The organism is Synechococcus sp. BIOS-E4-1, assembly GCF_014279995.1.
Classification (GTDB): Bacteria; Cyanobacteriota; Cyanobacteriia; order PCC-6307; family Cyanobiaceae; genus Synechococcus_C.
The window spans coordinates 1,690,120-1,702,819 of record NZ_CP047935.1; the positions used below are offsets into that span (position 1 = coordinate 1,690,120).

The 12,700-nt window shown below is 51.3% G+C and carries 14 protein-coding genes; 12 read left to right on the top strand and 2 right to left on the bottom strand.

The genetic code is table 11. The annotated features are described in order from the left end of the window. The first annotated feature begins 4 nt into the window (after window positions 1-4). From SynBIOSE41_RS09040 to SynBIOSE41_RS09080, 9 genes are all read left to right on the top strand, one after another. Window positions 5-235 (top strand): ferredoxin family protein, encoded by a 231-nt coding sequence (locus SynBIOSE41_RS09040; RefSeq protein WP_186537564.1) that lies wholly within the window; start codon window positions 5-7, stop codon window positions 233-235. A 78-nt stretch (window positions 236-313) separates the two neighbouring features. Further along, complete coding sequence (htpG, locus tag SynBIOSE41_RS09045; protein WP_186537565.1) at window positions 314-2,215, top strand: molecular chaperone HtpG; 1,902 nt, start codon at window positions 314-316, stop codon at window positions 2,213-2,215. A 61-nt stretch (window positions 2,216-2,276) separates the two neighbouring features. Further along, entirely contained in the window at window positions 2,277-2,513 is a 237-nt protein-coding gene (gene rpmB / locus SynBIOSE41_RS09050; protein ID WP_066907589.1) for a 50S ribosomal protein L28, read from the top strand. Window positions 2,514-2,540: 27 nt separating this feature from the next. Then, window positions 2,541-3,098 (top strand): peroxiredoxin, encoded by a 558-nt coding sequence (locus SynBIOSE41_RS09055; RefSeq protein ID WP_370594231.1) that lies wholly within the window; start codon window positions 2,541-2,543, stop codon window positions 3,096-3,098. A 60-nt stretch (window positions 3,099-3,158) separates the two neighbouring features. Further along, the gene (gene ggpS, locus SynBIOSE41_RS09060) at window positions 3,159-4,649 is read left to right on the top strand and encodes a glucosylglycerol-phosphate synthase (RefSeq protein ID WP_186537567.1); all 1,491 of its coding nucleotides are present in this window, start codon (window positions 3,159-3,161) and stop codon (window positions 4,647-4,649) included. A gap of 121 nt (window positions 4,650-4,770) precedes the next feature. Further along, on the top strand, window positions 4,771-5,931 hold the full coding sequence (locus tag SynBIOSE41_RS09065) for an ABC transporter substrate-binding protein (protein ID WP_370594232.1): 1,161 nt from the start codon (window positions 4,771-4,773) through the stop codon (window positions 5,929-5,931). Further along, window positions 5,931-6,806 (top strand): carbohydrate ABC transporter permease, encoded by an 876-nt coding sequence (locus SynBIOSE41_RS09070; RefSeq protein WP_186537569.1) that lies wholly within the window; start codon window positions 5,931-5,933, stop codon window positions 6,804-6,806. Before SynBIOSE41_RS09065 ends, SynBIOSE41_RS09070 begins: the two co-directional genes overlap by 1 nt. Continuing rightward, window positions 6,803-7,618 (top strand): carbohydrate ABC transporter permease, encoded by an 816-nt coding sequence (locus SynBIOSE41_RS09075; RefSeq protein WP_066907793.1) that lies wholly within the window; start codon window positions 6,803-6,805, stop codon window positions 7,616-7,618. The genes SynBIOSE41_RS09070 and SynBIOSE41_RS09075 overlap by 4 nt, the downstream gene beginning before the upstream one ends. Further along, window positions 7,615-8,589, top strand: coding sequence for an ABC transporter ATP-binding protein (locus SynBIOSE41_RS09080; protein WP_186537570.1), 975 nt, complete (start codon window positions 7,615-7,617; stop codon window positions 8,587-8,589). The genes SynBIOSE41_RS09075 and SynBIOSE41_RS09080 overlap by 4 nt, the downstream gene beginning before the upstream one ends. On the opposite strand, the gene csaB is transcribed toward SynBIOSE41_RS09080, so the two are convergent. Next, window positions 8,578-9,657 carry a polysaccharide pyruvyl transferase CsaB gene (gene csaB / locus SynBIOSE41_RS09085; protein WP_255475689.1) on the bottom strand — a complete coding sequence of 360 codons (1,080 nt, stop codon included), beginning with the start codon at window positions 9,655-9,657 and terminating at the stop codon, window positions 8,578-8,580. The genes SynBIOSE41_RS09080 and csaB overlap by 12 nt on opposite strands. Before the next feature lie 72 nt (window positions 9,658-9,729). On the opposite strand from csaB, the gene SynBIOSE41_RS09090 reads away from it, so the two are divergent. The 3 genes from SynBIOSE41_RS09090 to psaK all read left to right on the top strand — a co-directional run bounded on the left by SynBIOSE41_RS09090 (window position 9,730) and on the right by psaK (window position 10,653). Further along, window positions 9,730-10,038 carry a DUF2499 domain-containing protein gene (locus SynBIOSE41_RS09090; RefSeq protein WP_186537572.1) on the top strand — a complete coding sequence of 103 codons (309 nt, stop codon included), beginning with the start codon at window positions 9,730-9,732 and terminating at the stop codon, window positions 10,036-10,038. Beyond that, window positions 10,038-10,328, top strand: a complete 291-nt coding sequence (locus SynBIOSE41_RS09095; protein WP_186537573.1) for a DUF3593 domain-containing protein — start codon at window positions 10,038-10,040, stop codon at window positions 10,326-10,328. Before SynBIOSE41_RS09090 ends, SynBIOSE41_RS09095 begins: the two co-directional genes overlap by 1 nt. A gap of 67 nt (window positions 10,329-10,395) precedes the next feature. Continuing rightward, entirely contained in the window at window positions 10,396-10,653 is a 258-nt protein-coding gene (gene psaK / locus SynBIOSE41_RS09100; RefSeq protein WP_186537574.1) for a photosystem I reaction center subunit PsaK, read from the top strand. A gap of 58 nt (window positions 10,654-10,711) precedes the next feature. Here the strand turns inward: psaK and dxs are convergent, their stop codons facing one another. Then, window positions 10,712-12,655, bottom strand: a complete 1,944-nt coding sequence (dxs, locus tag SynBIOSE41_RS09105) for a 1-deoxy-D-xylulose-5-phosphate synthase (RefSeq protein WP_186537575.1) — start codon at window positions 12,653-12,655, stop codon at window positions 10,712-10,714. Between the last annotated feature and the right edge of the window lie 45 nt (window positions 12,656-12,700).

Below are 12,700 nucleotides of genomic sequence, written 5' to 3' on the forward strand. Positions count from 1 at the left end.
ATGCATGGCGCACACGATCGTGACCGATGTCTGCGAAGGGGCGGCCGATTGCGTTGACGCCTGCCCAGTGGCATGCATTACGCCTGGAAACGGTAAAAACACAAAAGGAACTGAGTATTACTGGATTGATTTCGAGACCTGCATTAACTGCAGCGTCTGCCTCCAGATCTGCCCGATTGAAGGCGCGATCCTGCCAGAGGAACGATCTGAGCTCCAACGCCCCACGCACCGCTGACGTTCGGGAAACTCACCAAGCAACCGCTTGATCAGCAGCACCCATCATGACTAATTTTCAGCAAGCTCATGCGTGCTGATGTCGGTGCTTGAACAGGGTCAGATTCAGATCCATACCGAAAACATTTTTCCAATCATCAAGAAGGCCGTTTATTCAGGCCACGAAGTATTTCTAAGAGAACTGGTCAGCAATGGGACTGATGCCATCAGCAAACGCCGCATGGCAGCGATGGCAGGCGACTGTTCTGAAGGAGATGAGGGTCTGATCAATATCACTGTTGATCGAGAAGCAAAGACAGTCAGAATCAGCGACAACGGAATCGGGATGACTGCCGATGAAGTGAAAAAGTACATCAACCAGGTGGCATTTTCCAGTGCGGAGGATTTCCTGGAGAAATACAAACAGGAATCAGACGCCATTATTGGCCATTTCGGTCTTGGATTTTACTCCAGCTTCATGGTTGCCAAAGAGGTGGAGTTGATCACCCGCTCAGCGCGCCCAGACAGTGAAGCAGTTCGCTGGATCTGCGACGGATCTCCCGCTTTCAAACTGGAGAGTCACGAAAGAACTGAGCCTGGTACAGACGTCATCCTCCACTTAATGGAGGATGAACTTGAGTATCTGGAGCCTGCAAGGTTACGCACACTGATCACTCAGTACTGCGACTTCATGCCCATCGATGTCCAACTCGAGGGCGAAAGTGTCAACAAAAGGAATCCAGCCTGGAGAAGAAATCCCAGAGAGATGTCCGACCAGGATTATATCGACCTTTACCACTATCTCTATCCTTTCCAGGGAGACCCACTGCTCTGGGTTCACTTAAATACTGACTATCCCTATACACTGCAGGGGATCCTGTTCTTCCCTCAATCCGTAGGACGAGCAGACTGGGAAAAAGGTGATATTCGCTTGTACTGCAATCAGGTTTATGTCAGCGATTCAATCAAAGAAATTGTTCCGCGTTATCTCCTGCCTTTGAGAGGAGTCATTGACTCCCCTGACATTCCTTTGAATGTCAGCAGAAGCGCACTTCAAACTGATCGAAAAGTCAGATCGATTGGCAATTTTGTTGCCAAGAAAGTAGCTGACCGTTTAAAAAATCTGAAAAAAGATCAACCTGAACAATACGCTGAAGCCTGGGACTCTCTGGCACCATTTGTAAAAATTGGTGCGATGGAAGACGATAAGTTCGCTGAGCAAGTATCCGAGTTGATCTTGTTCACAACCACTGCAGAAGCATCGGAAGGAGAGGCAGATCCCATCAAGGCAGCAGAAAAAAATTACACAACACTGACGTCCTATCAGGGCAGACTTTCAGACACGCAATCCAAAAGAATTCTGTATTGCACTGATGAAGTCGCCCAGGCGGGTGCCTTGTCGCTTTGGAAAAGCCAGGGTGCTGAGGTGATTTTCGCCGAAACGGTCATCGATAGTCAGTTTCTGCCCTGGCTGGAGGCAACGAATGATCAGTTCAAATTCCAAAGAGTGGATGCGGAGCTGGACGAGAGTCTTCGCGATGAGAAACCTGAAATCAGTGACCAGGATGGTGAAACGCAGAGTGAATCAATTCGAAGCCTGATCAAAGAAGCACTCAACAATGACAAAGTCACAATTCAGGTGCAGGCGTTGAAAGGAGGTGAAGACGCTCCACCAGCAATGATCCTGCTTCCGGAGCAGATGCGACGCATGAATGACATGGGAGCTCTGATGGAACAACGCCTGCCAGGCTTGCCTGACCATCACGTGCTGCTGATCAACCGTCGGCATCCACTTGTCGAAGGACTGCTGAGACTGTCTGCGGGTGGTGTTCTTGTCGGAACCGAACAGTCCTCTCCGAGCAAACGACTGGCTTCGGAGCTCGCTTTGCATCTCTACGACATGGCACGTCTAGGCGTGGGTGGACTGGAACCCAATGAACTGGCAGGCTTCCAGTCACGCAGCGCCAAGCTGATGTCAGAGCTTGTGAGTAAAGGGACCTGACCAGGTCTGTTTGCTAAGTTGTCTTCTTGGCCATTGGCCTCTGAATCAAAGGATCGTCATCATGTCCCGGGTGTGTCAGCTCACTGGTACGCGTGCCAACAACGGAATGGCAGTGAGCCACTCCCATATCAGAACGAAAAAGCTGCAACAGGCCAATCTTCAGCAGCGCCGTCTCTGGTGGGCTGAGGGAAACCGCTGGGTGAACCTTCGGATCACGACCCGTGCTCTCAAGACCATCCAGAAGAAAGGCCTTGGTGCTTACGCCAAGTCTCTTGGCATCGACCTGGCCAAAGTCTGAATCATTACCGACATGCCTCAGTTTGGACTGAAGCGTCGAGACTTTCTCGGCATCACAGTAACTGGGGCAGCGGCTCTGCTATGCAAACCGTTTAAGGCCAGAGCACTTGGCGGCAAACTTCCTGAAATAGGTGACCAAGCACCCGATTTTGATCTACCAGGCACCCTGGGTGGAGGTCCCTCAAAAGATTGGAGTCTGGAAAACTGGTCCGGCCGCTGGTTGGTTCTTTATTTTTATCCAAGAGATTTCACATCCGGTTGCACAATTGAAGCTCACGGATTCCAGGAATCCCTGAAAGAATTCAACGAGCATCAGTGCGACATCGCAGCTGTTTCAGCTGACAGCGTTGATGATCACGAATCATTCTGCAGCAGCGAAGGACTTGACTTCACCTTATTATCCGACCCCGAAGGCAAGGTGAGTCGCCAATACGGCTCGTGGATGGCTCCTTACTCACTTCGACATACGTTTTTGATCGATCCCAAAGGTGTTTTACGTGCTCGCTGGACTGGTGTTAGACCAGTTGGCCATGCACAGGACGTGCTAAATACTTTGGTGTCTGAACAGAGTCATTCCATTGCTTAACAGAAACTCTGATGAGCCGAATATTGGAGTTAAACCAAAATCATCTGGGAGTTGATCCAAATGAATTTGAGCATAGGCAGCAGTAATTTCATTATTCTTTATCATCGGACGCCATTCGATGAAGCAAAAGACGAAGCAGGGAAAAGAATCTGGCGCGACCAGAAAAGTCCGAATGGAATTATTCCTACTCTGAGAAACCTCTTTAGGGACCGAGACAACGGAACCTGGATTGCATGGCGTCAGGTGGATGACCTGAGCAATGCTGAAGACGAAAGAATCGCGATGGATGAACCAGCTTCATTCACGTTGAGACGAATACCTTTAGAACAGGCACAGATCTCAAGCTTTTACCACGTCACTTCAAAAGAATCTTTCTGGCCAATTCTACACACATTCCCAAACTTCTTTAATGTCAACAATACAGATTGGAGTATTTTCGAAGAGGTTAATCAACGGTTTGCCAACGCAGCCTGCTCAGAAGCAGCTCCCGGTGCCACAGTTTGGGTCCACGATTACAACCTATGGCTTGTTCCGGGGTACATTCGTAGCAAACGTCAAGACCTAAAAATTGCTTTTTTTCATCACACGCCATTTCCCAGTAGTGATGTTTTCTCAATTCTTCCATGGCGGAAGCAAATCCTGGAAAGCCTACTCAGTTGTGACGTGGTTGGCTTTCACATTCCACGCTACACAGAGAATTTCGCAAGGGCCGCAAATTGTCTTTTAGGTGTGGAAAAAGGAGAAAAAAAAAGCGTTCCGCTTCGATTTCTTGGTTGCGGCTCCGCACTGACGGAACCATCTGAAACACCCTGGCTGAACTATCGAGGACGAAAAGTCCGTCTTTTGTCATCTCCGGTCGGAACATCTCCCGACGTCATTCAAGCACTGACAAAAGATTCACATGTTCAGCATTTATCAGAGCGAATTGACGAAGACACAAAAAAAGGAAGAAAGCTCATCCTTTCTGCAAGCAGAGTCGATTACACAAAAGGAAATGAGGAGTTATTGTTAGCCTTCGAGCGACTTCTTGAACGTCGGCCTGATCTTCACGGGAAAGTTGTTCTGATGCTGGCTTGCGTCGCCGCCGCTTCAGGCATGCGCATCTATGAAGATACGCAGCGACTGATTGAAGAAACAGCTGGTCGTATCAACGGACGCTTCAGCAAAATTGACTGGGTTCCAATTCGATTTTCAACACGCAGAATTCCTTACGAAGAAATGGTGGCGTGGTTTTCACAAGCAGATATCTGTTGGATCACCCCACTGCGTGACGGACTCAATCTCGTAGCCAAGGAATATGCCGCTGCCAGGAAAGGGCAGGCTGGAGTTCTCGTGCTTTCTGAATTCACAGGAGCTTCTGTGATTCTTGATGGCGCAGTTTTGACCAATCCCTATTCGCACAAGCAAATGGATACTGCGATTGATTCAGCTATTGATATGCCCACATCAGAACAAATAGAGAGGATGGAGAAAATGAGTTCTGCTGTTGAAACATACACAGTTTCGGACTGGGCTGATGAACAAATGGGTGCACTCGAGATCAAGGAGTAAAACAGTGCTCTGGATTAGGCAGCGATCGTTCAAACTGTTGATGATTTCCGTCATCGTAATTGCCAGTGGTCTTTTGGGGATTTCTGTTGCCGCAAGGCAACCAGACCACGTCTCCATCCTGATGCCGGCTCCATTTGCTGATTCAACTGCTGAGCTGGTCAAAAGCTTTAATCAACAACACCAGGGCCGAATTCATCTGAATGTGATCAGGGGACCTCTAGAAACCGAGGCAATCTCAGACCTGGCAATCAGCAGTCTTTTATTGGGGGATACGCCTTTTGACGGACTGCTGATGGACGTGACCTGGGTACCGAAATATGCAAAGGCGGGCTGGCTTGAATCCCTTGACAGCTATTTCACCAATGAGGAGGTGAACGCTCTTGCCACAGGTGCCAGTGAAGGGAACCATTACCAGGGATCACTGCTGCGTTGGCCGCTGACTGCTGACATCGGCCTTCTTTATTGGCGCACTGACCTGATGGATCAGCCTCCTCAGACTCCCCAGGACCTGGAAAACATCAGTAAGTCACTTCAGTCAAGCGGCAGAATCCCCTATGGCTATGTGTGGCAGGGCAAACAATACGAGGGACTCAGCTGTGTTTTTCTTGAAATCATTGATGGCTTCGGTGGTGAATGGTTTTCACCCGAAACCGGAAGGATTGGCTTGGATAAACCACCAGGAGTTGCTGCTGCACAATGGCTCGATGAGCTGATTCAACAAGGGATCAGTCCACGAGCCGTCACCAACTATATGGAAACTGAGGCTTTGCAGAGCTTCAAATCTGGCCAGGCAGCATTCATGCGCAACTGGCCTTATGCCTGGGCTGAATTACAAAAGAACGACAGTCTGGTGAGAAATAAAGTAGGAATTACCACCATGGTGGCACAAACAGGTCATCAACCTGCAGCAACATTGGGAAGCTGGGGATTAAGCCTTTTGAAGGGATCAGCAAATCCTGAATCAACCGTTGAAGCTTTTAAATTTCTCACCAGTGAAGAATCCCAATATTATTTATATACCAAATACGGATATACACCAACACAAAGAGCCGTCTTCAATGATCAGAACCTGCTGAAAAACAATCCTTCATTGCAATCCATCGGTGAAGCATTGTCGTATGCCCGCTCCAGACCAGAAACTCCCCTCTATGCACAGATCAGCGATGTTTTGCAGAGAAAACTAAGTGGCACGCTCACGGGAATGACAGAGCCTCCAGCAGGAATGCAACAAGCAGAGCGATCCACAAGTCAGGTGCTTGAAGCAGCAGGAGCAGCTCCCTAATGCCATTGCTGATCCTGCTGATTCCGTCTCTGATCTTTCTGCTTGCGGTGTTTGCGTTACCGCTATTTCGCTATGTCTGGCTCAGCTTCCATGCAGATTCGGTGATGACAGGTCTGGTGGCCCTCCCGAATCAGGGAGCCAACTGGCAGCGGTTCATTCAGGACGCCCGTTACTGGCAGGACCTGCTGCAGACCCTTCGCTTTTCCTTTGTCTCAGTGACGGCTGAAGTCGTGCTCGGCTTGATCATTGCCTTGATCCTCAATCAGCCGTTACGAAAGCGAGCACTGATCAGATCATCCTCATTGATTCCATGGGCCCTGCCCACAACAGTGATGGCTCTTGGCTGGAGATGGATCTTCAACACTCCCTACGGACCCATTGACCGACTGATGCAATCAGGATTGGGACGATCCCTCAATGCTCTGGGGGAACCATCCATTGCATGGATCACCACCGTCTACGCCGATATCTGGAAAACAACTCCATTCGTGGCGCTGATTCTGCTTGCTGGCCTGCAGACCATTCCTTCAGATCTCTACGAAGCAGCAAAACTGGAAGGAGCAGGTCCCTGGATTTGCCTGCGGCGCATCACAATCCCTCTTCTGCTTCCTTACCTGGGTCTTGCACTGATGTTCCGTCTTGCGCAAGCCTTCGGAGTCTTTGATCTCGTGCAGGTGATGACTGGGGGTGGTCCGGCGAGCAGTACGGAGAGCATTGCTCTCTATGCCTATTGGAATGCTTTGCGGTTTCTCGATTTTGGGTACAGCGCCACCATCATGATTGGCAGCTTCGTGATTCTCAGTTCACTGATTGTCATTGCATGGCTCGTGATCACAGCAGTGAGGAGCAGATCTGCAGGAGCCTTCGCCAAATGAAAGCAGCACGTTTCGTGATTATTGCTTTGTTGATCTGGTCACTCGGTCCATTGGCTTGGCAGCTTTACACCTCCTTCTGCACTGATCAAGCACTAGTCACACCATTTGCATCAATGGATCAGCGTTGGACACTCGCTCATTATCAAAGTGTTCTGCAAAGTAATCCGCCTTTCATTCGCTATCTTCTCAATAGCTTGTTCGCAGGAGGGATCTCCACAGTCCTCACGCTGTTATTGGCAATCCCTGCAGGTTATAGCCTAAGCAAGCTTGGACAACGAAGTGCACTGATCATCAAATGTCTGTTGATTGGTTGCGCGCTATTCCCCTATGTTTTGCTCTTTCTGGCATTGCTGGAAATCGCCCGATATCTTCAACTTGGAAACAGTCTGCTGGCACTTGCTATTCCCTATGCAGCACTATCGCAACCTCTGGCCGTTCTCCTGCTCACAAATGCATTTTCCGATCTTCCTCCGGAACTCGAAGATGCTGGCAGGGTCGAAGGATTAAGCGTTTTACAACGATTTCGGTGGATCTTACTTCCACTCATTTCTCCAGCGATTGCCAGCACAGCGATTCTTGTTTTTCTGTTCTCATGGAATGAATACCCAATTGCACTCACATGGATCAGCGACTCTGAAAAGTTGACACTTCCTGTTGCGATGGCAAGAATTGCTGGATCATCGATTCATTCAGTTCCTTACGGTCCTTACGCAGCAGCTACAGTTATTGGATCAATTCCCCTCATCCTGTTGGTCATGGTTTTCCAGAAACCCATTGTTTCAGGCTTAACCACAGGAGCTGTTAAGGGATGACACTTGAACTCCGACAGGTCGGACGAAGCATCAACAACCAGTGGATTGTTAAAAACCTGACCATGAATGTCGCAGACAATGAATGTCTCGCTCTCGTTGGTCCCAGTGGTTGCGGCAAAAGCACAACACTACGCTTGATTGCAGGACTTGATCCTGTTAGCGCCGGATCTATTCACATCAGTGGACGTGAGATCACAAGCCTGTCACCTGCTGAAAGAAATGTTGGAATGGTGTTTCAAAGCTATGCACTACTACCTCACCTGACTGTATTTGAAAACCTCGAACTCGGTTTGCGAATCCGTGGCATATCAAAGCGAGAGAGAACAACAAAAATCAGACAAATTCTCGAGCTTGTTCAACTGTGGAACCGAGCCGGAAACCGCCCTGCTGAGCTTTCGGGTGGTCAACGTCAAAGAGTTGCTTTAGCCCGGGCACTGCTCAGAGAACCTGACGTTTATCTTCTCGATGAACCGATGAGTAATCTGGATGCACAATTAAGAGAGGATATACGTCCTGAACTTCGAAGGCTTGTGCTGGAGCAACGGAAACCGACCATCTATGTCACTCATGACCAACATGAAGCCATGGCGATGGCACAACGGATCGCTGTCATTCATGAAGGGACTATTGAGCAGATTGACACCCCATACAATCTCTATCACATCCCTCGCAGTCTTTTTGTTGCTCGATTCATCGGCCGACCACAAATCAATTGTCTGAAAGACGATTCAGATCGTGTTTGTGCTGTGAGACCTGAATCCATTCATTTTTCTGATTCAGGATTATCTGCAAAACTCCAATCGAGAGAATGGCTGGGGAATTCCCAGTTGCTGTTCCTGGAAACGCAACATGGATTGATTCGAGTGATGACACCTCCAGAGCAACCCATTCCAGAACAAATCAGATTGAGCTGGCGAGCTGAAGACGAAATCCTCTTCAACGCTGAAACAGGTCTTCGTTTAAGCCGATAATTTTTCGAGTTCCTCAACAAGCATGATCTGGTGAAGCTGTGCATCACGCTTCAATTGCTGAATTTGCGAGCCATCACGTTGAGCTGTCACGGCTGACTGCCATTGGTGGTTCAACTGATCGGCATTGAGCGGATTATTCAGATCCACCCAGGGCAAGGCTGCGAGTTGCGCCGCTGCCTTCACTTTCGGGTCATAACTCAGCGCCGCGGTCGGGCAACCTGCCATTGCAGCAAGAATCAAGGCATGCAGACGCATTGCGATGACCAGTGAAGCTTCACTGAACATCGTCTGAACCTGTTCAAGGCTGTCTGCCTGCATCTGAACGGAACGGCGACACAATCCATCAGGAATCAGATCACGACTGCGAAGTTCATTCCACAGCGATGCATCCTGGTCTGCGTGGAAGGCCAGCCAGATCACCTCAGAACAACCACTGGAACTCAAACGATCAACCGCCTCAAGAAGAACACTCCAGCCCCTGCTATCCAACAGAAGAGTGGGTCTCCAGCAGAGGATCAGCCTGTCGCCACCCTTCCAAACTGGCGAGGGATGACGCCAGACGGGATCGGGTCCCATCACCATCGGAACGTTGAGTCCCCAGCGCTGCGCAAGCCCCATGGAGCCAGGGTCACGCCAGGACACAGCCCTGACACCAGAGAGAGTGTGCTTCACCAGGACTTGGCTGAATCGATGATGCAGAGGGCCAAGTCCCTGGCCCCAGAGCAGGATTGGAATGCGCTTGAAGCGGGCACTCCAGAGAAGAACGAGATAGTAAAGAAGGCTTTTAAAACTGGTTCCGTCCTGAAGCAAACTACCGCCGCCAAGGACCAGAGCATCAACATGGTTCAGGGCCTGAATGGTGTCCGATAGTGAGCGACGATTCACGGTCGACACCCCGGCAACCAGATCTTGTACGGCGTCTGGGTCCCTAGCTGTCACCACAAGGTCCCAATCGCAAGGAATCTGCGACACCAGCACTTGAAGCAGCGCATCGTCACCGAGATTGTGCTCGCCGTAATAACCACAGAGCAGGACGCTCAACTTCCGCCCACTGCGAAGCGCCTTCACCAGCAATCATCAATTGATCGGACCATTATCCAAGTCTTCAACCGTTACGGTGAACTACGCCATTGAACTGACATGCACGCGCTATCGCTGGGGACATGGTGGATTCATTGGGCCTCCGTGGCTGAATGGCTGATGGCCATCGTGCTGATTCATCAATACAAACCTGATGGACAGGACGCCACGTCGCAGCGAATCGCCTGGGCGATGCTTCCAGCTCTGGTCAGTGCAATGGCGGCTTGCACATGGCATCTCTACGACAACGCTGAAGAGTTGCGCTGGCTGGTCACGCTACAGGCATCATTCACCCTGATCGGCAACATCATGCTGGCCTGGGCCGCATGGTCAATCGAAGCGCCGACAAACGTGGAGGATCAGATCTGATGCCTGACTTCGATCCATCACCGTTGTTCGCGCTCTCCCTCTTTCCCTATCTGATTTTTCTTTATTACCTGGGTCAACGTCGGTTGCTTCCCACATTGAGCCGTCGTGGCTTTCAACTCACACTGTTGTTTGTCGGAATCACGATTGGAGCAGCTTTGATCGCTGAGCTGAAATTTGGAGCTGAGCTGGTGGCGGTTGATCCCCTGCATGGCGGCGCCGAGGCTTTCCTGACGCTCAGCAATGCCGTGATCGTCGCAGGACTGATCGGGTATCAAAAAGCACTCCGATGAACAACTTTTACAAGTGTTGTGCGTGAATGCCTAAAGGCTGGAAGATAAGTCGTTGCCTCTGTTCTTCATGCTCGCTCCACTTCTGGCCATTGCTCCCGCCACGCTTACCTGGTCTCCAAAGGTGGGGCTTGTGATGATTGTCTGCAACGTCATCGCCATTGTGATCGGCAAAGCTGCGATCAAATTTCCGAATGAAGGAGCCCAATTGCCCAACCCATCATTCTTCGGTGGCATGAGCCACGCTTCTCTGCTGGCCACGACAAGCCTTGGGCATGTGATTGGAATGGGCGCCATTCTCGGACTGGCGACAAGAGGGGTTCTTTGAATTAACCCTGAACTGAACAATCGGAATCTCGGGGTGGCATGGCCACCCTTTTTTGTGGTCAGCTGCGCACTGATGGGATTTCAACGCCAGTTTCTGAACTGTTCTGAATCTGAGTGCTGATGAAGTTGAAGCGTTCTCGGATTCTCTCGGCCATCTGATCAGGCAGCAGGCCAAGCGTTTCGAAACTCTGCTGTGGCGTGGCATGGTCCACCAGAACATCTGGAATTCCCAGCCTCATCACAGGCAGATGGAGTTCTGATTCCTGAAGGGACTCAATCACAGCGGAACCAAAGCCGCCTTCCAGTGACCCTTCCTCCATGGTGACCAGTCGACCGATGCGCTTGGCCAGTGGGTGCAGCAATTCTGTATCGAGAGGTCTGAGGAATCGAGCATTGACGACCGTGGCCTGGATCCCCTGAGCGGCAAGGAGTTCAGCTGTCGCCATCGCTTTGGCATTCATGGCGCCATAGGCCACGATCACCAGATCATCACCGGTGCGCAGGACTTCGCCACAACCGATCGGAAGCGGTTCCCAACCCTCCTCCATGAGAGGAACGCCTTCGCCAGGGCCCCTCGGAATCCGGATTGCACAGGGTCCGTCGTGCTTGAGTGAGCTGACCAGCATGCGTTGGAGTTCAGCCTCATCCCTTGGAGCCATCACCGTGAAGTTGGGGATGGAGCGCATGTAGCTGATGTCGTACTGGCCCTGGTGGGTTGGGCCATCGGCACCGACGACGCCTGCACGGTCCAGCACGAATGTGACCGGCAGTTTCTGAATCCCCACATCGTGGATCAACTGGTCGTAGGCCCTTTGCAGGAAGGTGCTGTAAATGGCCACAACAGGGCGAAGACCATCGGAAGCCATTCCAGCTGACAGGGTCACCGCATGTTGCTCAGCGATGCCGACGTCAATGTATTGATCCGGCAAAGCTTTCTGCAGCAAGTCCAGACCCGTGCCGGTGGCCATTGCCGCTGTAATTCCGACAACTCGGGGGTTCTGCTCGCAGATTTTGACCAGGGTCTGTCCGAAAACCTTGCTGTAGCTGGGAGGTTTTGGAGTTTTGCTCGGTCGGGCCTTGCCGGTGTTCAGGTCAAAAGCCGACTGAGCGTGATAACCCACCTGATCGGCCTCCGCGTAGGGGTAGCCCTTGCCTTTGGTGGTGAGCACATGCACCAGAACTGGACCACCAACACGGTGAGCTTCCTGGAACGTTCTCATCATCTCTGCGATGTCGTGACCATCGACTGGCCCCATATAGGTGAAGCCAAGTTCTTCGAAGACGGCACCGAGCTTGGGCACCGCCAGACGACGCATGCTGCCCTTGAGTCGGTTGAGTTCAGCCGGGAGATCACCGCCCATGAACGGGAGATGACGCATGCTTTCTTCAACGCTCCCCGACAGAAACTGCATTGGAGGGCTGAGCCTCATCCGATTCAGATGACTTGAGAGCGCACCGACCGGCGGGGAAATGGACATGTCATTGTCGTTGAGCACCACCAACAATGGGGTGTTGGGCATATGACCGGCATGATTGATGGCCTCAAGGGCCATTCCACCGGTGAGTGCTCCGTCCCCGATCACTGCAACGCATTTGTGATCCTGGCCAAGCCTGTCCCGGGCCATGGCCATTCCCAGTGCAGCTGAGATGGAGGTGCTGGCGTGACCTGCGCCGAAATGGTCGAATGTGCTCTCTGAGCGTTTGAGATATCCCGCCACGCCACCCTTTTGTCTGAGCGAATCGAAATCGGCGTAGCGACCTGTGATCAGTTTGTGGGGATAGGCCTGGTGGCCAACGTCCCAGACCACGCGATCACGGTCCAGATCCAGGGTTTGATACAGGGCGAGAGTGAGTTCAACAACCCCAAGACCGGGACCGAGGTGACCACCGCTATTGGACACAACTTCCAGGTGCCGCTGACGGATTTGGGCCGCAACATCTTCAAGCTCGGCCACGGATAGACCATGCAGCTGATTGGGATGCGATAGATCGCTCAGGTGCATGAGCCTCCCGGCAGATTGAGTCAATCTACGAGGCGTGCCTGCCGC